We start from the raw sequence: 19,490 nt of genomic DNA on the forward strand, positions 1-19,490 counted from the left end.
AACGTTCCTGTCCATAACTCGCAATCACAAAAAAGCCGCTCAGCGCGGCTTTGATGTTTAGAATGGATAAACTTTCTCAAACTCTTCAAGCACCACATCCGAGTGCTCATCAAAATGCAGGCCGTGTGTTTTGGCGTACTGGGAGAAGTAACCCCAATGCGCTTCGTGCCAACATTGGTAAGAGCCATCTCCCTCTCCCTCACGTGCCGCAAATTCGGCACTAACTTGGTTAAACGGGCAATAGCTCACCTGTGTGGTTTTGACGATACACACGGGTCGCTGGTGACCATTAAGAACAATCTTATAATGTCCTTTTTGCGGGATCACCGCATTTTTCTCTTCCAAAGAGCTGCGTAACCGGCAATGCGCTTTCTTTTTGTTTAGGCTCACTAATGTCGCGACTTCATTCGCTCTCACCGTGTGATGACTTAAGGTGTCCACCACTACTTGATCATCGGCTGGCCGTTGGTCCGTGGGAAGAGTCGCAAGATATTGATGCCAAAAGGCGTTTTGTTCTTCAGTCATGGGTCTCGCCTTAATTATTATTGGTTTCTTTTTAAATGATTTCTTTCTGAACAGCTTCTTGGGCAGCGCTAACAGTGGTGATCATAACGTACGGATAGGCATTCGCCTATGAGCGAGCTAACGTTTCAAGGTTGCATTGTGAATAAATTCACACTTAAATCTCAATCGAGGCCAATTTTAACTAAAAAAAACGGCCCTTTTGGCCGCTTGAGAGATTGATTAAACTTAATCGCTAATAAATGGCAATAAGGCTTGGTGTAGCCGATCAATTTCATCAACGGTGTTGTAATGCATCATACCGATGCGGATCACACCACCTTTGTCTAAGATATCAAGCTGCTCGCACAACCCTTGGGCATAAAAGTGGCCATTCCACACGCAAAAATGTTGCTTCCCTAACACTTGCGCCACATCCGCGGGCGTGACGCCTTCAATCCGGATCGCAAAGGTTGGGGTTCTATAAGCCAACTGGTCATCATCCGTGATCCCATAAATGTGAACATTGGGATAGGCCTGCATCAGGTCAATAAAATGGGCGGATAACTGCTGTTCATGCGCCTGATACTGGCGATAGCTTTGTGCCAATCTTTCTCTTAGTGAACAATCAGGATCGCCCCACTGCGCGAGATATTCCACCACCGCAATAAATCCGGCAATCGCCTCAAAACTCTGAGTACCTGTTTCAAATCGACCGGGACCTTGGTTTGTGGCTGGCTCGACTTTGTACGGTTTCAACGTCTGTACCCACTCAGGCGCCACATATACAAAACCCAGATGTGGGCCAAAAAACTTGTACGCCGAACAGGCAAGAAAGTCACAGCCTAATGCTTGTACATCGACCAAATAATGCGGAGCGTAATGGACAGCATCGACATAGACTTTGGCACCAACCTTTCTTGCCATCTCTACCACGTTTGCTACATCCACCAAACTACCAGTGGTATTTGAGGCCAGCGTCACCGCAATCAGTTTGGTTTTGTCCGTAATAAGGCTGGCAAGATGCGTCATATCGATCGAACAATTGGATTCATCCACTCTCACCTGCTTAACAGTCGCCCCTTTATCGTGTGCGGCCTGCTGCCAGCTAGAGACATTAGAATAATGATCGAGTGCCGAGACAATCACCTCATCACCAGCTTGCCAATCACGGCTGATTGCGCGACTTAACGAAAACGTCAACGTTGTCATATTCGGGCCAAAGACCATACAGTCCGATGATGGCGCATTGACAAAAGCAGCGGCGCTATCACGTGCCTGTTGCATCATTGCGGTGGTGTGATGCCCAGAAAAAAATTGTCCCCCCAAGTTCGCATTATAGTGCCCCAGATAAGTCACCATGGCATCCAGTACAGATTGCGGTACTTGCGCCCCCCCTGGCCCATCAAAAAAAGCAACGGATTGGCCGCCAATAGTTTGCGTCAATGCAGGAAAATGGCCTCGTACTGCATGGGGAGAAAAAACTGCCGGTATCATCGTTACTTCCTTGTTGCTGTGAGTACAAATACATCCATCGTGCCTGATTGCGCATGATTAACGGGAGTAATCGGTTCAGCATAATGCCAAAGGGCACGATCATCGAGGGCCGCCATTTCACCCGGCATCAATGGGAGACTAAAGAGTGGTGCGCTGGTTTTGTGACGAAACACCTGAAAATCACCGCCATCAATATTATCGCGGCCAATGCTCACAATGGCGATATGATCAAAGCCGTCTTGGTGAACGCCTTCTGGGGCGACCTGCACAGATTGATTATCCGCCTGAATACGAATCTGGTGGATTTCGATATCATTATCATCACTAAGTTGATAGAGGTCGCGAAAGGTTCGGCACATCGCATGAAACCCTGGCGTTTGTACTGTCTCGGGCTCGATATCTTCAAACGTCCGTGCCACATCCCCTTGAAATTCATTAATGTCTGACGTTTGCATAAATGGTCGTGGCGGCAGCTTTTCAACCCCGCCGTCAAAGACATGAACGATCGAGTAACGACGCAGGCGAAATCCACCATCCGCATGCGAAGTGCCAGGTAACCGGTTAAATGAAGGTTGCAGTTGCTTGATATGATGATCATCTAACTGATTAAGCTGCATGAGTAGGGTTGAGGTATTCATGGCTGTCTCCTTTTGTCATGCCGAAGCACACAGTGATGCAATGCAATTGTCAGACAAAAAATTTAACAAATGCGCTACATGGAATAATCAATTAAATCCCCTACTATTTCCAGTTTTACCCCTAGATTTATCGACCAAAAAAGCCCTAAATAGCATTTTAGACTAGTTAAAAACGTTAAGCGATTGAAACGCTCCAGATGCATGATTACCATTTCCAAAACATTAGCATTAATGGCTAACAAAGATGAAAATAGCGATATTTTCCATAGGCAGAATGACTAATTACTGTCACGAAAAGTTGCCATTTAGAATGAATCAGTATGGTTCATTGATACCAAATAAGCCCTTTTTAGCGGAAGCGCCCGCTGATGCAGAGCCTTCTATACTCTCATTGAGTGCGCTATTTGCGCACGTTGTGAAACAAAAGGATTGATCAATGAGAACCATCGACCGTATCGTGATAACGAACCTTTAACTTCAACAAAACCCCATTTACAATAATGAAGGTAAAATAAGCAATCCCCAAGAGAGACTGTTGCCTGCAACGCATGATGACCGTTTCTTTTACTCACAATAACCGACCAGGGGAGGCACCCGTGAGCAATACACCTGATTCCAAAAGCCAAGACAGCTTCAACACCCGGCGTACCCTACACGTCAACGGTGAGAGCTATGATTATTATCGACTTGATGCATTGCCCGAGCCATTCGATATCAGTCGCTTACCCTACTGTTTAAAAGTGCTGTTAGAAAACTTACTACGTAAAGAAGACGGTAAGAATGTCTCTGCGGATGACATTCGTACGCTTTGTCAGTGGCAAGCCGACCACGCCGGACAAGATCAGGTCAATTTCACTCCGGCGCGCGTTGTCCTTCAAGATTTCACCGGCGTGCCTGCCGTGGTTGACTTAGCCGCTATGCGTGCTGCCATGCGCGACTTAAACGGTGATCCGGCCAAAATCAACCCACTCGGCGCGGTTGACCTGGTCATTGACCACTCCGTTATGGTGGATGACTACGGCCACGTTGATTCTCTACAGAAAAATACCGAGATTGAGTTCCAGCGTAACGGGGAGCGTTACCAATTTTTACGTTGGGGCCAACAAGCATTCTCTAACTTCCGTGTCGTGCCTCCAGGTACTGGAATCGTGCACCAAGTCAATCTCGAATATCTCGCTCCCGGCGTACTCGTCGAAGAAAAAGGTGGCAACAAGTTAGCCATGCCAGACACACTGGTTGGTACAGATTCTCACACCACCATGATTAACGGGCTCGGTGTGCTTGGCTGGGGGGTTGGCGGTATTGAGGCCGAAGCCGCAATGCTTGGGCAGCCTATTACTATGTTGATCCCTGAAGTGGTCGGCTTTGAGCTAAAAGGCGAATTGCCCGCGTCAGCTACTGCCACTGACCTAGTACTCACCGTCACCCAAATGCTGCGTGAACGTGGTGTGGTGGGTAAGTTTGTTGAATTTTACGGTCCTGGCCTCGCGAAACTGCCGTTGGCTGATCGCGCGACCATTGCCAATATGGCACCAGAGTATGGCGCAACATGCGGCATTTTCCCGATTGATGAAGAAACGCTCAGTTATATGCGCCTGACAGGCCGTACCGAGGATCAAATTACCTTGGTCGAAACCTATGCCAAAGCACAGGGCTTGTGGCGCGATGATGATGCACCGGTGGCAGATTACAGCGATACCTTGCAACTTGACCTTGGCGATGTGGTGCCAAGTCTTGCCGGTCCGAAACGGCCACAAGATCGCATCGCCTTAACCGAGGCAAAAAGTCAGTTTGATCAGCTGTTAGAAAAAGAGCAAGCAGCGGCGAATAATGTGATTGCAAGCTTTGCCAGCGAAGGCGGGCAAACAGCCGTGGACAACCCAAGCCTACGCGAACAGGGCAAAGTGGCGGTCGAATACAAAGGAGAAACATTCAACCTTGAGCACGGCGCGGTTGTGATTGCTGCGATCACCTCTTGCACCAATACCTCGAATCCTGCCGTACTGGTGGCAGCCGGATTAGTGGCACAAAAAGCGCGAGATTTAGGCTTAAATACTAAGCCTTGGGTTAAGACATCATTCGCCCCTGGCTCACAAGTAGTGCCGGCTTATTTAGAAAACGTCGGGCTGCTCGAGCCGCTTGCAGCGCTTGGCTTTAATATCGTTGGCTTTGGCTGTACCACCTGTATTGGTAACTCAGGACCATTGCCTGAGCCAATTGCAGAAGCCATTCGTTCCGCGGATTTATTAGCCACTAGCGTGCTATCGGGCAACCGGAATTTCGAAGGCCGTATTCATCAAGATGTGAAAGCTAACTATCTAGCCTCACCACCACTAGTCGTTGCCTACGCACTGGCGGGCAATATGAATATTGATGTTCTCAAAGAGCCGCTAGGAAACGATCAACAAGGCAAGCCCGTCTATCTTAATGATATATGGCCAACGCCAAAAGAAGTGGCAGACACCATTCAAGCAGCAATGACCGACGGGCTTTATAAAAACAAATACGCAGATGTGTTTGCAGGGACCGAGGCATGGCAACAATTACCAGTGCCACAAGATGAGATCTATTCATGGCCCGATTCAACCTACGTTAAAAAGCCAACGTACTTTGACGGCATGACCATGGCACTTCCTGAGATAAAACCTATCAAGGGGGCGCGCTGTGTGGTCAAAGTAGGTGACTCTATTACTACTGACCATATCTCACCCGCCGGCGCAATTAAGCCAGATAGCCCCGCGGGCGAATACTTGAAATCTAAAGGTGTAGAGCCGAAAGATTTCAACAGCTATGGCTCGCGCCGCGGTAACCACGAAGTCATGGTGCGCGGTACCTTTGCCAACGTACGTTTAAAAAACCAAATGGCGCCGGGCACCGAAGGCGGTATGACTACCTATTTGCCCACCAATGAGCAAATGAGTATCTATGAAGCGGCTCAGCGCTATCAAGCCGAGGGGACACCACTTGTGGTGCTTGCGGGTAAAGAGTACGGCACGGGATCAAGTCGTGACTGGGCTGCAAAAGGCACTAACCTATTAGGCATTAAAGCCGTCATTGCTGAAAGTTTTGAACGTATTCACCGTTCTAACTTGGTTGGCTTTGGTGTGCTTCCGTTGCAGTTTAAAGACGGTGACTCCGTCGAATCGCTTGGCTTAAATGGTACGGAAGCATTCGACTTTGACGAGGTTAGCGGCGAACCGTCCACCCTCAAAGTGCGTGCCATGCGGGATGATAAAACCATTGAGTTTAACGTCAATGTCCGCATCGATACCGCGGTTGAGTGGGATTACTACCGCCATGGCGGCATTCTTCACTACGTGCTCCGCCAGCTCGCCAGCTAATACTGGCATTGATACACAAAAGGCCCTACGGGGCCTTTTTTTATTGCTTCGCCATCATGGTTTCAAATGCGTCGATCACCTGCTGTGCATCAATGGCAGCCATCACGTGATCGCCTTTCACCCTCGTGCTCCATGCTAGCTGTTCAACGGGCTTGCCATGTTGCTGTTCAGCAAAGGTTTCATAAACACTGACCACATCCGCGAGATTGTTATAAGGGCCGGTCCGCTTCGGATTACTATGCCCGTAAAGACCTAAGACGGGCGTGCCTTGCGTGGTTGCCATGTGCGCGGGGCCGGAATCGGGGGCTAGCACCGCATCGGCACGTGCGAGCACCGCGGCTAATTGCTTAAGGCTGGTTTGTCCCACTAAATTAACCAGTGGCGCGTTAGCAGCGGCAATAATGCGGGCGGCCAGCGTTTTTTCACGCGCCGCCGGTGAACCACAGAGTACCACCTGATACCCTTTACCGACCGCGTAGTCGGCAAATTGGGCGTAGCGCTCTGGCAGCCAGTTACGCTCATCTTTACTCGCGGCAGGACTGATCACGACAGTGGGCTTGTCACCCAGTTGCGCTTTGGCAAAGGCATGATCGTCTTCAGAAAGTGGTAGTTGCCACTGCGGCGGCATAACCGGCACACCCAAATATTGAGTGAAGGCGAAAAAGCTATCTAACACATGGCAAGATTGGGTGTCGGGTATCCGTTTATTGGTAAACAGCCACTGTCCCTCTTTCGCTCGGTGGCGGTGAAATCCCACACGATGGCGCGCACCGATCCCCACCGTCAATAAGCTCGCGCGTAAAGCAAGCTGCATATGCACTAACGCATCAAACCGGCGTCCTTTCAGCTGCCGCCAGACGTGACGCATGCCTGCTAATCCCGCTTTTTTATCAAACACCACCAGCTCCACCCCATCAAGCCCAGCTAAAAGCTGTGCTTCAACTTTACCAACCACCCAAGTGATCTGCGTCTGCGGCCAATGGCGCTGCACGGCTTGAATCGCCGCGACCGCATGACAAACATCGCCAATCGCAGAGAGGCGTAAAAAACACAGGGAGCGTGGGGCGTGAGTAAACAGAGGCATAACAAATTCCAATTAAGTTATCGCGCCGATTATGCAGTTGGCTCGGTTAAATGTAAAATGCCAGTCTATCGATCAAATTGTTACGAGAATGTATTTATGGGCGCTAATACATCCCCCTCAGAAAAGCCACGAGGACTGATACGTATCATTAAAGCCACTGGCTATTCTTGGGCTGGATTAAAAGCGGCATATCACCATGAAGCCGCGATCCGTCAAGAAGTTGTATTATTGGCTGCGGCGCTAGTCGTATTGCTCTGGCTGCAATTACCACTGACGGAATCCTTGATGATGTTCAGCGTCATTGTGTTAGTGATTATCGTCGAACTACTTAACTCCGCCATTGAAGCCGTGGTCGACAGAGTGGGTGTAGAGCGCCATGAACTCAGTGGTAGAGCCAAGGACATCGGCTCTGCGGCGGTGTTTGTCAGTTTACTTTTAGCAGGTGTGGTCTGGCTTACCATTTTATGGCATCACTTTGGTGTCCCACTTATTCGATAAAACACGTCGTCATACAACCTGGCAACGCGCCCGTTACGTTGCCAATTGATTAACTCAACTGTGATAAGAAACCATGTCTTTTAAATCGCGACTTCAAACCCATAGCTGGTTTATTGCCATTAACGCCCTTGTATTGATGGCAATAGCCAGCCGCTACTTTGCGTTTCTACCTAGTTTTCCCACTGAGCCACTTGGTATCACCTTTATCGTGGTCAGTACCTTTAGCCAGATGGCCTTACTTGCCGCTATTGTTGGCTTGGTGACACTCCCGCTGTTACTGCTGCCAACCAAGGTGCGTCAGCGGTTACTTGCCTTGATAGCCTCAGTGGGTGTGATCACCCTTTTCATTGATACCATCGTCTTTGCCCAATACCGATTCCATATCAATGCCATGGTGCTGGATCTGATCCTTGCCGGACAGATTGTCAGCTTCCCGCTCATCACCTGGCTGATGGTGACCGGTGGCGTGGTTGCCTGCGTCGCCGCGCAATGGGCGCTACTGACTGTGCTGTCACGGACACGCTTTTCCTTCCAGCACAAGGTCGGCAAAAAATTTGCGCTGCTCACGTTTCTTACCTTGCTCGCCACCCACGGGATTCATATTTGGGCCGCAGCCTATGCGTATCAGCCCGTGACAACGGTGAAACGTTATTTGCCGCTTTTTTATCCGACCACCGCTAACAGTATGATGCGTAAAAACGGCTGGATTGATGAACAAGCTCTAGCGCGCCAAAAGGCGATGGATATGGATCGCGAAGCCGACCTTAACTATCCCCTTTCGCCGCTAAGTACGACTGAGGTTGCGCAGCCGGTGAACATCATGTTTTTGGTGGTTGACTCATGGCGCGCGGATACCTTCAATGCTGACAACACGCCCAATCTTTGGGCTTTGGCACAAAATGGCCGTACCTATTCACATCATCTTGCGACGGGGAACGCCACCCGTACCGGCATTTTTGGCCTGTTTTATGGCATGCCCGGCACCTATTGGCACAGCTTTCTTGCCAATCAGCAATCTCCGGTATTGATGGATCGTCTGCAGGCACTCGATTATCAACTGGGTATTTTTACCGCCGCGCAATTGGAAAAGCCGGAATTCAACCAAACCGTGTTTGCCAAGGTGTCCGATTTACGTAACGGTTCTGAAGGCGACTCTCCCGCCGAGCTAGATGCAGATCTGACCCAAGATTGGATCCGTTGGCACCAAAAGCGTGACCCCAATCGTCCCACCTTCTCGTTTTTGTTTTACGATGCGCCACATGGCTATGATTTTCCTGCGGACTTTACCCCCAAGTATCAACCAATGTTGGACGAAATTAACTATCTCAAATTAAATAACGAGACCGATCCGACACCGTTTTTCAATCGCTATAAGACCAGCGTGCGCTACGTGGATAGCTTGGTGGCCAAGGTCATTGAGGAGCTAAAACAAAGCGGAGAGTTCGATAATACCTTGATTGTGCTCACTGGCGATCACGGCCAAGAAATGAATGACAACCAACTGAATTTTTGGGGGCATAACAGTAACTTTACTGACCCACAAATTCATGTGCCTTTCGCGATGATAGGCCCCGGCATCGATGCAAAACAGATCGATACCGGTAAGCAGCTAACCAGCCACCAAGATGTTGCGCCCACCCTGATGAAGCATTATTTAGGCGTAACATCCGATCCGGCCAGCTACGCGATTGGTCATGACTTACTTGCACCAAACCCCGGTCAAGATTGGGTGTTATCGTCAAACTACAGCGGCTATGCGTTGGTCACCGACGACACCATTTTAGAAGTGGGCGCGGGGGGGCAATATCAATACATGGATAACACCAACCGACCGATAGAAAACGCGTCACCTGACTTTGCGCAAATGGAAAAAGCCCTCGAGCAAATTAGCCGTTTCCGCTAGTCCGTTGTTTGCGCGTGACTCACCTTCACGAGCCTCTGTTTTCCAGAGGCTCATCTTTCCGTTTTTCTTCGGACTACAGCCAGTCAAAAAACTGCACAAACGTCTGCCATTGCACTGATGCATCCGCCAGCCGCGCCGGATAAAAACGCACGGTCTGGCCGGGTCGCGTTTGCGCCAACATGCTCAAGCTGGCACGGGTTAAACAGCCAAGCTTAGGATAGCCACCGAGTGTTTGCCGATCATTGAGTAGTACAATTGGCTGACCGTCAGGGGGCACTTGCACGGCCCCGAGCGCAATGCCTTCGGAGACAATACCCGGTTGCTTGCTTACGACGCTCGGTCCATTGAGCCGCATACCCATACGATCACTGTGCTGATCGACCGTGTATTCGCCATCAAAAAATGCCGTTAGCGCCTCGGCGCTGAAGCTATCAAACTGATACCCCAGCACAAGCGCCAGTGGAGTCAGGGCATTGTAGTCAGGAATAAAACGTGTCGGTACACCGCGCACCCTCGGCAACAGCGCATGCGGTCGGCAAGGCAACACATCTCCTTTGGTGAGCGCCATGCCTCCCGCCTGTTCACCTAATCCGGAATGAAGGCCGCCGAGTTGATTGCGCATTACCGTCGCGGCACTGCCAAATGCGCCATCTACTACCCACCCACCACGCACCGCGAGATAAGCTCGCAAACCACGGCGCGCGTAGCGTAAACGCAATTCATCACCCGCATTTAGCGTCAAGGTCTGCCACATACCCACGCGCTGACCATTAATACAAGGTTGCATGTCTGCGCCGGTGATGGCAATCGACATCGCATGGTCAGCACGAAAACGTGCTTGGCCCATGGTTATCTCGACCAGCGGCGTCTTTGCGGGGTTATCGAGTAAATAATTCGCCCAAGCAAATGCGTGGCAATCGACCGGCCCGCCTTGGCTTAAACCAAGCTGGCCCACCCCATAACGCCCTGTGTCTTGCACCAAGCTCAATACGCCGGGGGCGAGCACCGTTAATCCTGCCACCATTGACCTCCTGCCGCACGGTAATCAGACTCTGACATCGGCTCAAAACGGACGGTATCACCTACATCAAACGGCATCATGGGCGATTGACGGGGATTAAATAGCACCTTGGGACAATTGCCAATAATTTGCCAGCCTGCGGGCGAAGCCGCCGGATACACCGCAGTTTGCTGTTGTGCAATGCCCACACTACCAGCGGGGATCTGATGACGAGGCGTGGTATGACGGGGCATGGCTATTGTCTCATCCACCGACGCCAGAAAGGCAAAGCCGGGTGCAAAACCAATCGCACAAACGGTGTAAGTTTGTTGGCTGTGTCGCGCAATCACCTCTTGTTCACTCACGCCGGCAAACTCGGCGACCGCAGCCAGATCGGGTCCGACCGAGGGGTGATAATACACCGGCAACGACACGTGTTTTCCGCCCACGGCGTCGTCGGTGACTCGCAATGAGTCGCCTTGATTCATCACCCAGGTTTTCAACGTTTCTGGCGAGAGTAAGCGAACCTTCACTTCCACCAGAACGCTGTTGTAGGCGGGAATTAACTCAACCACACCACGGCCAAAGTGTTGCTGGATTCGCTCACACAGCGCGGATAACTGTGGGACAAAGGCAAGATCGATCTTATTGCCCAACCGGATCATTACCGTCGTTTCACTGACCTGCTCAACCTTGAGTGTCATGGTGTTAAGGCCTTTCTGAGTTGTTTTATCGCCTCGACCGATTGTGGGTTATCTCCATGCACACACACCGTATCCGGCGAAAGCGAGAGCGTTTGTCCCTCGAGGGTTGTCACCGTGCCATGTTGAGATAACTGCAATACCTGTGCAATCATCGCGTTGGCGTCATCTAACACCGCGCCCGGTTGATCGCGCGGCGCCAATTGCCCTGACGCCAGATAGGCTCTATCGGCAAAGGCCTCAAAAATCAGCGGCACACCGGCTTGTTGGGCAAGCTGGCGATGCCGACGGTTATCTGGCAGTGCCAGCACCATTAAAGGTGTATTAGGCAGCGTATCAGCCACCGCAGCCAATACCGCCTCAAAGCAACCATTGTCCACCATCATGGTGTTATACAGCGCACCATGGGGCTTCACATAATCAAGGCTCGCATTAAAGCGTGCACAGATCCCTTGTAATGCGCCGATTTGATAGCGAACGAGGTGACTAAGTTGTGCTGGGGTATGATCAATATGACGACGGCCAAAGCCCTGCTTATCGGCGTAGCCGGGATGAGCACCAATACTCACATTGTGCTTTACTGCGAGTGCGACCGTGGCCGCCATTACATCAGGATCAGAGGCATGAAAGCCACACGCAATATTGGCCATATCAATCCATGGCATCAGCGCGCTATCCATTCCCATCGTCCACGCACCAAAGCTCTCACCCATGTCTGCGTTTAGTTTCATCACTCCCTCGATTTCACTGACTTTGCTTTACCTTACGGCTTTTTAACCCACGGATAAACCAACCAAATCGTCAGGGTAAGGCTTGTGTCGCGCTTGCCGGGCGCTGACGGATTCAGCGCCTTTTTTCTGTTCCGCCGTCGGCTTAGCGTTCTACTTCAGGCAGCGCGCGCGCCATTAATGCGCCGAGTAAACCAAAAACGGACAACACCGAAATGACGACCATGATCCCCCATTGACTAAGCCACGCAGTAGCCGCGCCCATCAATAACAAAACGAGACCAATGAGTGTATTGCTGACTGAAACATAATCAGTGCGCCGATTACCTTCGGCCATATTCACAATGTAGGTTTTACGCCCAAGACGCACGCCCTCGTGAGCAATGGTCAGGACAAAATAGACGCCAGGCAACACCCACGCCAATGAGAAAAGCGTGGGGTACCACTGACTAATACTGACCACCACCAGCCCCAGTACCGCCGTGACCACGGCGGCGATCATCATCACTTGGCGGCTAGAATGATCGGCAAAAAGTCCCCAAAAAGGTGCAGAAATGAGGCTCGCAACGCCGCTAATTGCGACAAAACTTGCGGTGGTGATCGCCAACGCTTGGCTATGCTGACTGGCTAACAACACATAATAGGGAGCGGATAAGGCCGAACACAGTAACAGGGAGCGCGTGATCACAAAATGGCGCAGCCGTCTATCATCCACCAGTAAGCGTAGTTTAGAAAGCGCATGCGTCAGCGCATTGGCACCGCCTTCAGTGGCTCCTTCGTATTCATCCACCTGGCTGTAGAGCGCGGCCGCCACCCACCAGAGCGCCGCACCGAATGCTAGCAGTGCACAGTACACCCAGACATGTTGCTGATCAGAGACACTAAACAGACCCACACCCGCTGCAATCGTGACCGCACCCGCCAAGCTTGACGACCAGCCATTCAAGCGTCCCCGCTGGGGTTTAGGAATGGTTTTACCCAAAACATCTTTCGATGCCACCGAGCAAAGGCCTCGCGCCAAACTAAAGATCACCAGCAAGCCAACAATGCTCCAGCCAGCCACTTGACCGGTTAAAAGCAACGCTGCGATGGCCATTGCCAGGATACAAGCCCCTTGAATAACAGAGCCGGCCACCCATGCCCACTTACGTACCGCAAATTGGCGGACATAACCGGCAATACCTAACTGAGGCACTAACGACCCCGCCTCTCGAATCGGCACCAGCAGCCCAACCAAGGCCAAGGGAGCACCCACAGCGGTCAACAACGCTGGTAATACGATTTTCGGGCTAGATACCGCGTCACCGATTTTAGTTAGCCCTTGGCTGAGGATAATACGAAAAAAATTCCCCGGTACTTCGCGACACGCACTGCCATCAATGTCTTTACACGCCCGCGCGTCTTCCTCGTTAAATAGCTTTTGATGAAGATCATCCGCCAGTTTATCCACACATCCCCCCAACTCTATGATTTATTTGCTTGATAGCAGCACTAGAGTCAATCATTGTAAATCTTTATGTCGAAAACGTGTTAACCAATATTCGCGGTAACGAAAGTAGCAATAGGTCGACGCAAACAAAAAGAAAAGATAAGACAAAGAAAACACAAACGGGGAGGTAATAAGCGAGTGCTTTAACCCGAGGAGTACACCCGCCGCAGTCACTGTCATTTTGGCCGCCACACCGAGCAACAACAAAAATAAAGCAAACTGCGGATAATGCGTGCTACGAAAGGTGATCCAATAACAAACTCCCACGGCAGTACTAGCGACGCCAAAGCCTAAAAGATAGGAATGAAAGTGTTCACCTGCCAGCACGCCACCTAAAACGGTAAGTGCTGTTATGACGAGAAAAACCATACGCTGCCGCCTTTTCTTTTCAGTATGACACTGGATAGCCTTATCGAGCAGCGGGAGACTAAGAGATTGCGATCTTGTTAGCAGGCTTGATACATACCGATGAAATAGATGCCTCGCGGTGGGTCCACAAAGCACCATACCGTTTGTTCAATGCATCGACCGTAATCACTTGCCCCTGACGCCGAATACGCATGTTTGTCCCCAACTCAATACCAGTCAATCCTGCCGCGTCAAACACACCATCCACATAATTAAAGCTATCGACAGCTAAATCAACAATACGAAAGGCTCGACGGCGAACACTCAAACAAGCAACCCAGCATTTAGCCGCTAAAACTTGGCCAGGAGATTCGGCACGCACAGCAAAACGCCATCCTTCACCGTCGCCATAAAAATCCATTGGGAAATGGCGCTTAAACGTCTTTTTATTGTTGTAAGATTTCATCGCAATCAATCCTATACAGATGCGCTATCATATCTAAAAGGGAAAAAACATACGAGGATTGGTAATAAGAATGAAAAACACACTGTTGGTATGGATGATTGCGTCTGTGGCCATGCTCTTCAATACGCTTGCCTACGCGACGACGCAACAACAGGCGAGAGTACTTTTTATCAATCCAGGCTTTGCCAATGAGAGCTTTTGGCAGGATGTAGACGATTACGCCAAGGCTGCTGCCAAGGCGTTGAATCTTGACCTTACCATTCGACATGCAGATCGTAATCACTTTGCAATGCGCCAAATTCTCTCTGCCACTTTAAATAAACCGACTCGTCCCGATTATGTCATCATCGTTAATGAGAAATTAGCCGCGGATGATCTGCTTCCGATGTTACGCGATTATCCCATTTACGTTCAGGTCATCTTAAACGATATAGATGAACAGACAAAAATGTCCATAGAAAAAGATACGCATTGGCAAGAATATCTCCTAGCTAGCATCATTCCGGATAACGAGGCCATTGGTCATACGATCGCGAAGGCAATGATAAACGCAGGTAACAATGAGTCTGGCGACGCTGTTATGATTTCGGGCGATCTCACCACGCCAGCCTCCGTTCAACGCGAAGCGGGGGGTCAACGTTTTTTTGATGAGCAACCAAATATTACTTTGCGTCAGATTGTCCATGGTCAATGGGACGAGTCCATTAGCCAAGAGCAGATGCACACCTTGTTGCAACGCTACCCGGATGTACGTTACGTGTGGACGGCCAATGACCACATGGCATTTGGCGCAATGAAAGCCGCGAAGCAAGCAGGAAAGACACCAGGCGAGGATATCTTCTTTGCCACAGTCAACACATCAGAAAAGGTGCTCGCTTTACGTGAGGCTGGTACTATTTCAGCACTGGGAGGTGGGCATTTCACCGCAGCCGGTCTTGCATTAAGCCATATTTATGCGCACGATAGCGGCTTACCAACACCAAAAAGATGCAATAATGCACTTTTTCGTTTAATTACACCCGATTCACGCTTTTTTACACAGTTGCGCAAACAAGCTTGGCACGAGATTCCATTTTTAAAAATGGCTCGACGGACCGAAAGCCGATGTACGCCTCATTCAACGGATATGGATAACTAAGTGACAAAACGCGCTATTAACTTACGTGGTCTTCAAACTCGCGTCGCCTTTATCGTGCTCGCCATTAGTTTGCTCTTTGCTATTGGGACGACCCTGACGCAAATGTATATCAACTATCAGCGAGCACTAACAACCACAACGCAACTGGTGGAAAGCCGCAGCCAAAATTCAGCTCGGGTCATTAGCCATGCACTATGGATTGTTGATTTAGAACTCGTACGCCGCAGTGTCAAAGGGTTAGCGATGACGCCCACCGTCTGTCGGGTCGACGTCACAGGTTTTGATGGCACGACGGTTACCGAAGTTAATCACACCAGTCGTCATTGTGACGCCAACCACCAAGCATTGCTGAGTGTTCAAGGTAATAATATTGGCACTCTGAATATCGTTCTTGATCACAGCGAGGTAAAGCGTGAAGCATTGAGTAGTACCGTGCCTATTGCTGCCGTTCATTTTACCGAAACATTGATGATTTCATTGCTGATTCTCTGGGTGCTAAATCGGCTTTGCTCTCGGCCACTCAAGCAACTTGCAACGACTTTAGACTATTACCAAGCCGATAGAATCAGCCAAAGTAGTGTGCCGGTTCAATTAATTCAACGTAATGATGAGATTGGTAAAGTTTCTCGTTCAATCAATTCGCTCCAGTCCCGAATCAAAGACGATTTATTACAAAAGCGCATCACAGAACGCGAGCTACGCCAACATCAAACGTTGCTCGAAGAGCAAGTAGAACAACGCACAAAAGCACTGAATTGGCAGTCGAATGCGAGCTCATTATTGGCTGATATCTCGATTCAATTTCTACGCGCTGACTCTCAACATATCACCGAGGACGTTGAGCATATTTTCCCGCAAATGGTGTCACTATTAGGAGTAGAGGCCATCGGCTGGTATGCCTTTGATTCGAACCGCGCTGAACGTCGCTGTTATTGGCCAGAAGAGGCCGACTTTGCACCAAAAACAGTGGATTTAAGTGACATGCATATGATCAAACGCTGGCTTGCAGATACCGATACATTGGTGGTCCCTCACGTTGGCCAGCTGGGCGATGATGCCATGAATGAACGATCGTGGTTGCGTCAACGACATATTCTCTCTTTTGCCGCTTTTCCACTAACCGACGGCCGCAAGAGCTTTGGGATGATCACGGTGGCGAATCGTCAATTACCGTTTATCTGGGATAACAACAAAACGTTACTATTGAAGCGCTTTGCGACGGCGATTAGTGAAGTCATGATTCGAGAGCGCAACCACTTTGCTATGGAACAGTTGCAAGAAGAACTGATCGCAGCCAACGAAAAACTGAAAGTACAGGCAGAGACAGATGACCTCACCCGCCTGAGCACACGCCGCCCCTTTAAACGTGAGCTAAAGAGCCATATCCGTCATGGTATTGAGAATGACTTACCTGTTGCGGTAATGATGATCGATGTCGATCACTTCAAAGCGTACAACGATGAGTATGGGCATCTAAAAGGCGATGATGTACTCACTAAGATTGCGCGGGTACTGCTCAAGCAAACCCAAGCCTTTCAAGGCTCGGTTGCAAGGTTTGGAGGAGAAGAGTTTGCTATCACGCTTTCAACCCACTACGCCTCTCAGCTTCATGCATTAGCTGATGCGATTCATGATGACATTGCGGCACTTGGCCTCACCCATGCGAAAAACCCAGATGGCAAGACGATTACAGTGAGCATTGGCGGGATCATTTTGCAACCGACCGATGAAACCACTGACTCTTATCTGCTAGAAATGGCAGACCAACGTCTGTATCAAGCGAAAGAGGAAGGACGGAATCGTATTAATATACTTGACCGCCATCATCAAAAATAGCGAGCTCGCTCACGTCATGTCCTTTATCCTTCTGGCGTTTCATGACAGCATCATGACGGTATGCTACAACCCAATGTCAAATGAGGTTGTAGCAACCGTTGGTCCAAATGGATGTCACTTGCTAAACATGTCCGCAAGCTGATAGCCATGATCGACGCTAGAGAAGGAAGTCCGATGAAAGTCGTCTTTGTCCGCCATGGAAAAACCGATTACGCTTTGGCAGATGCTCGTCAGATGAGTCAGTTAGAAAAAGATTATGCGCCACTACAACGTGCGTGTATTCCAGACATCCAGGCTTTGGCCAGTCACTCTGCCTTACAACAAGCGGATATTATATTGTCGTCGCCCTATACGCGCGCCCTGCAAACAGCAGAAATTCTCAACCGACAGCTGCAAAAAGATCTGTTTGTTGAGCACGATTTACGCGAATGGCAAGCGGATATAAAGGGGAGCTATATTCCTCTTTCTGAACGCGATCGTCGCTGGATTGAGTATAGAGAGCTGTTTGCCAACGGTAATGAGGTTACTAACGCCGGTTATGAATCCGCAACAGCTTTGCACCGTCGCGTGAGCGCTGTGCTCGACATGTATCACGAGTATTCAACCCTTGCCGTCGTCGCACATTTTAATGTGATAGAGGCGATCGTGGGTTATCGTGAACAAGGCATTGAATACGGCGAAGTGATTGAATTTGATTATCAACCTAACGTGTAAACCGTCATCTTCATCCTAGCGGTCGTATAGCGATAAAAGCAAAAGGGACGCCGAACGCGTCCCTTTTAGCCTATCCTCTAGCCCGTCAAGCCATTGTTGGCAATGACCTGTTTATACCAGTCAAAGCTTTTTTTACGGGAGCGAGAAAAGTCACCACTGCCATCGTCATGACGATCAACATAAATGAACCCATACCGCTTGCGGTATTCTCCGGTGGTGAAAGATACACAATCAATACATCCCCAAGGCGTGTATCCCATCACATCCACACCATCGAGTGAAATCGCCTCTTCAAGCGCTTCAATGTGTTGCGACAAATAGTCGATACGATAATCATCGTTGATTGCGCCGGTTTGATCGGGAATATCCACCGCCCCTAGACCATTTTCAACCACAAAAATGGGCAATTCATAGCGTTCGTACAACTCTGAAAGTGCATAACGTAGCCCTTTCGGATCGATCTGCCAGCCCCAATCCGACGCCGGCAAATGTGGATTCAATCGACTAGCGCTGAACAAGGCATTTTCATCTTGTTCTGGCGGATTAGCATCGACAATATTGGTCATGTAGTAACTGATTGCCAAAAAATCCGCCTGACCATTTTTTAAGATCTGCGCATCATCATCGTGCATCACCACCTTAATCCCTTTGCTCGCCCATTGAGGCCAAATGTAGTGAGGGTAATGACCTCTTATCTGTACATCACTGCATAGGTATTTATCTCGCATCGCTTGCTGTGATGCTAACATGTCATCCGGATGGCACGTCGCAGGATACAAAGGCATCATGTGGATCATGCTGCCAATGCTAAATTCAGGATTAATCACATGCCCCAGTGCGACCACTTTGGCACTGGCCACAAATTGGTGATGCAGCACTTGATACAAGGTTTGCTCAGGGTGGTCGTGCTCGGTAAACACCACCCCCGAATTACAATAACCAAATAAAGGATAATCCCAGTTAAGCTGGTTATTGATCTCGTTAAAGGTAATCCAATAGGTGACTTTGTCACGGTAACGCGTTAATACGGCTTCACAAAAACGAACGAAGTGATCCACGACCGCTCGATTTGCCCAGCCACCATATTCACTGACAAGGTGGTGCGGCATCTCAAAGTGCGACAATGTAATGACAGGCTCGATATCATGCTCTAACAAGCAATCAATCAATCCATCATAAAACGCCAGCCCCGCTTCGTTAGGAGTCTCTTCATCCCCATTTGGGTAAATACGGGACCACGCTATCGACGTCCGAAAGCATTTAAATCCCATCTCTGCGAACATCGCAATGTCGTCGCGGTAACGATGGTAAAAATCAACCGCTTGATGGTTGGGATACGTTTCTTCAGCCTGGACTTGCTCGGTAATCTTACGCGGCACGCCGTGCTCACCTTTGGTAAGCACATCAACGATGCTCACGCCTTTACCATCACAGTTCCATCCACCCTCTACCTGATGCGCGGCAACCGCGCCACCCCATAAGAAATTGTCAGGAAACTTGTTACCCATGCCTTACCTCTCCTTTGTTTTTGTCTCAGCCTAACCGGTTCAATGCTGCTGAAGTGTGAACTGACGCAAAGATTGCCTGAACACTTTACCTCTCTTAACC

General features: G+C 49.7%; 17 protein-coding genes. 6 read left to right on the forward strand and 11 right to left on the reverse strand.

Going from position 1 to position 19,490, the window contains the following annotated elements; translation table 11 throughout:
• Positions 1–57: 57 nt before the first annotated feature.
• The 3 genes from BZG81_RS08525 to BZG81_RS08535 form a co-directional block, all read right to left on the reverse strand.
• Complete coding sequence (locus tag BZG81_RS08525; protein WP_077677167.1) at positions 58–525, reverse strand: ASCH domain-containing protein; 468 nt, start codon at positions 523–525, stop codon at positions 58–60.
• A 225-nt stretch (positions 526–750) separates the two neighbouring features.
• Positions 751–1,998, reverse strand: a complete 1,248-nt coding sequence (locus tag BZG81_RS08530) for a cysteine desulfurase-like protein (RefSeq protein WP_077677168.1) — start codon at positions 1,996–1,998, stop codon at positions 751–753.
• Between the two features lie 2 nt (positions 1,999–2,000).
• Positions 2,001–2,636: a 2OG-Fe dioxygenase family protein gene (locus BZG81_RS08535; protein WP_021024275.1), complete on the reverse strand. Its 636-nt coding sequence runs from the start codon at positions 2,634–2,636 to the stop codon at positions 2,001–2,003.
• A gap of 596 nt (positions 2,637–3,232) precedes the next feature.
• Between BZG81_RS08535 and acnA the strand changes: the two genes are divergently transcribed.
• Entirely contained in the window at positions 3,233–5,977 is a 2,745-nt protein-coding gene (gene acnA, locus BZG81_RS08545) for an aconitate hydratase AcnA (RefSeq protein ID WP_236719546.1), read from the forward strand.
• A gap of 40 nt (positions 5,978–6,017) precedes the next feature.
• Here acnA and BZG81_RS08550 read toward each other — a convergent pair whose 3' ends face one another.
• On the reverse strand, positions 6,018–7,061 hold the full coding sequence (locus BZG81_RS08550) for a glycosyltransferase family 9 protein (RefSeq protein ID WP_077677170.1): 1,044 nt from the start codon (positions 7,059–7,061) through the stop codon (positions 6,018–6,020).
• 96 nt (positions 7,062–7,157) lie between these two features.
• Here BZG81_RS08550 and BZG81_RS08555 point away from each other — a divergent pair, with 96 nt between their 5' ends.
• Entirely contained in the window at positions 7,158–7,559 is a 402-nt protein-coding gene (locus BZG81_RS08555; RefSeq protein WP_077461428.1) for a diacylglycerol kinase, read from the forward strand.
• A 73-nt stretch (positions 7,560–7,632) separates the two neighbouring features.
• Positions 7,633–9,462 carry a DUF3413 domain-containing protein gene (locus BZG81_RS08560; RefSeq protein WP_077677171.1) on the forward strand — a complete coding sequence of 610 codons (1,830 nt, stop codon included), beginning with the start codon at positions 7,633–7,635 and terminating at the stop codon, positions 9,460–9,462.
• A gap of 73 nt (positions 9,463–9,535) precedes the next feature.
• Here the strand turns inward: BZG81_RS08560 and BZG81_RS08565 are convergent, their stop codons facing one another.
• From BZG81_RS08565 to BZG81_RS08590, 6 genes are all read right to left on the reverse strand, one after another.
• Positions 9,536–10,486 carry a biotin-dependent carboxyltransferase family protein gene (locus BZG81_RS08565; RefSeq protein WP_077677172.1) on the reverse strand — a complete coding sequence of 317 codons (951 nt, stop codon included), beginning with the start codon at positions 10,484–10,486 and terminating at the stop codon, positions 9,536–9,538.
• Complete coding sequence (gene pxpB / locus BZG81_RS08570; RefSeq protein WP_077677173.1) at positions 10,471–11,166, reverse strand: 5-oxoprolinase subunit PxpB; 696 nt, start codon at positions 11,164–11,166, stop codon at positions 10,471–10,473. Before pxpB ends, BZG81_RS08565 begins: the two co-directional genes overlap by 16 nt.
• Positions 11,163–11,894 carry a 5-oxoprolinase subunit PxpA gene (locus BZG81_RS08575; protein WP_077677174.1) on the reverse strand — a complete coding sequence of 244 codons (732 nt, stop codon included), beginning with the start codon at positions 11,892–11,894 and terminating at the stop codon, positions 11,163–11,165. The genes pxpB and BZG81_RS08575 overlap by 4 nt, the downstream gene beginning before the upstream one ends.
• 142 nt (positions 11,895–12,036) lie before the next feature.
• Positions 12,037–13,341 carry an MFS transporter gene (locus tag BZG81_RS08580; RefSeq protein WP_077677175.1) on the reverse strand — a complete coding sequence of 435 codons (1,305 nt, stop codon included), beginning with the start codon at positions 13,339–13,341 and terminating at the stop codon, positions 12,037–12,039.
• 51 nt (positions 13,342–13,392) lie between these two features.
• Positions 13,393–13,749, reverse strand: a complete 357-nt coding sequence (locus BZG81_RS08585) for a hypothetical protein (RefSeq protein WP_021024285.1) — start codon at positions 13,747–13,749, stop codon at positions 13,393–13,395.
• 58 nt (positions 13,750–13,807) lie between these two features.
• Entirely contained in the window at positions 13,808–14,194 is a 387-nt protein-coding gene (locus BZG81_RS08590) for a hypothetical protein (RefSeq protein WP_077677176.1), read from the reverse strand.
• 70 nt (positions 14,195–14,264) lie between these two features.
• Between BZG81_RS08590 and BZG81_RS08595 the strand changes: the two genes are divergently transcribed.
• From BZG81_RS08595 to BZG81_RS08605, 3 genes are all read left to right on the forward strand, one after another.
• The gene (locus BZG81_RS08595) at positions 14,265–15,332 is read left to right on the forward strand and encodes an ABC transporter substrate-binding protein (protein ID WP_077461436.1); all 1,068 of its coding nucleotides are present in this window, start codon (positions 14,265–14,267) and stop codon (positions 15,330–15,332) included.
• A complete protein-coding gene (locus BZG81_RS08600; protein ID WP_077661434.1) occupies positions 15,333–17,168 on the forward strand; it encodes a GGDEF domain-containing protein in 1,836 nt (611 codons plus the stop codon).
• A gap of 174 nt (positions 17,169–17,342) precedes the next feature.
• Entirely contained in the window at positions 17,343–17,882 is a 540-nt protein-coding gene (locus tag BZG81_RS08605; RefSeq protein WP_077677177.1) for a histidine phosphatase family protein, read from the forward strand.
• A 77-nt stretch (positions 17,883–17,959) separates the two neighbouring features.
• Here the strand turns inward: BZG81_RS08605 and BZG81_RS08610 are convergent, their stop codons facing one another.
• Complete coding sequence (locus BZG81_RS08610) at positions 17,960–19,390, reverse strand: 6-phospho-beta-glucosidase (RefSeq protein ID WP_077661436.1); 1,431 nt, start codon at positions 19,388–19,390, stop codon at positions 17,960–17,962.
• Between the last annotated feature and the right edge of the window lie 100 nt (positions 19,391–19,490).

Source organism: Salinivibrio sp. MA607 (assembly GCF_001996245.1).
Lineage (GTDB): Bacteria > Pseudomonadota > Gammaproteobacteria > Enterobacterales > Vibrionaceae > Salinivibrio > Salinivibrio costicola.

Coding starts and splice junctions, on each gene's coding strand:
- BZG81_RS08610 (WP_077661436.1), bottom strand. CDS start 19,390: ATGGGTAACAAGTTTCCTGACAATTTCTTATGGGGTGGCGCGGTTGCC.
- BZG81_RS08585 (WP_021024285.1), bottom strand. CDS start 13,749: ATGGTTTTTCTCGTCATAACAGCACTTACCGTTTTAGGTGGCGTGCTG.
- BZG81_RS08565 (WP_077677172.1), bottom strand. CDS start 10,486: ATGGTGGCAGGATTAACGGTGCTCGCCCCCGGCGTATTGAGCTTGGTG.
- BZG81_RS08535 (WP_021024275.1), bottom strand. CDS start 2,636: ATGAATACCTCAACCCTACTCATGCAGCTTAATCAGTTAGATGATCAT.
- BZG81_RS08590 (WP_077677176.1), bottom strand. CDS start 14,194: ATGAAATCTTACAACAATAAAAAGACGTTTAAGCGCCATTTCCCAATG.
- BZG81_RS08525 (WP_077677167.1), bottom strand. CDS start 525: ATGACTGAAGAACAAAACGCCTTTTGGCATCAATATCTTGCGACTCTT.
- BZG81_RS08560 (WP_077677171.1), top strand. CDS start 7,633: ATGTCTTTTAAATCGCGACTTCAAACCCATAGCTGGTTTATTGCCATT.
- BZG81_RS08530 (WP_077677168.1), bottom strand. CDS start 1,998: ATGATACCGGCAGTTTTTTCTCCCCATGCAGTACGAGGCCATTTTCCT.
- BZG81_RS08555 (WP_077461428.1), top strand. CDS start 7,158: ATGGGCGCTAATACATCCCCCTCAGAAAAGCCACGAGGACTGATACGT.
- BZG81_RS08595 (WP_077461436.1), top strand. CDS start 14,265: ATGAAAAACACACTGTTGGTATGGATGATTGCGTCTGTGGCCATGCTC.
- BZG81_RS08605 (WP_077677177.1), top strand. CDS start 17,343: ATGAAAGTCGTCTTTGTCCGCCATGGAAAAACCGATTACGCTTTGGCA.
- pxpB (WP_077677173.1), bottom strand. CDS start 11,166: ATGACACTCAAGGTTGAGCAGGTCAGTGAAACGACGGTAATGATCCGG.
- BZG81_RS08575 (WP_077677174.1), bottom strand. CDS start 11,894: ATGAAACTAAACGCAGACATGGGTGAGAGCTTTGGTGCGTGGACGATG.
- BZG81_RS08550 (WP_077677170.1), bottom strand. CDS start 7,061: ATGCCTCTGTTTACTCACGCCCCACGCTCCCTGTGTTTTTTACGCCTC.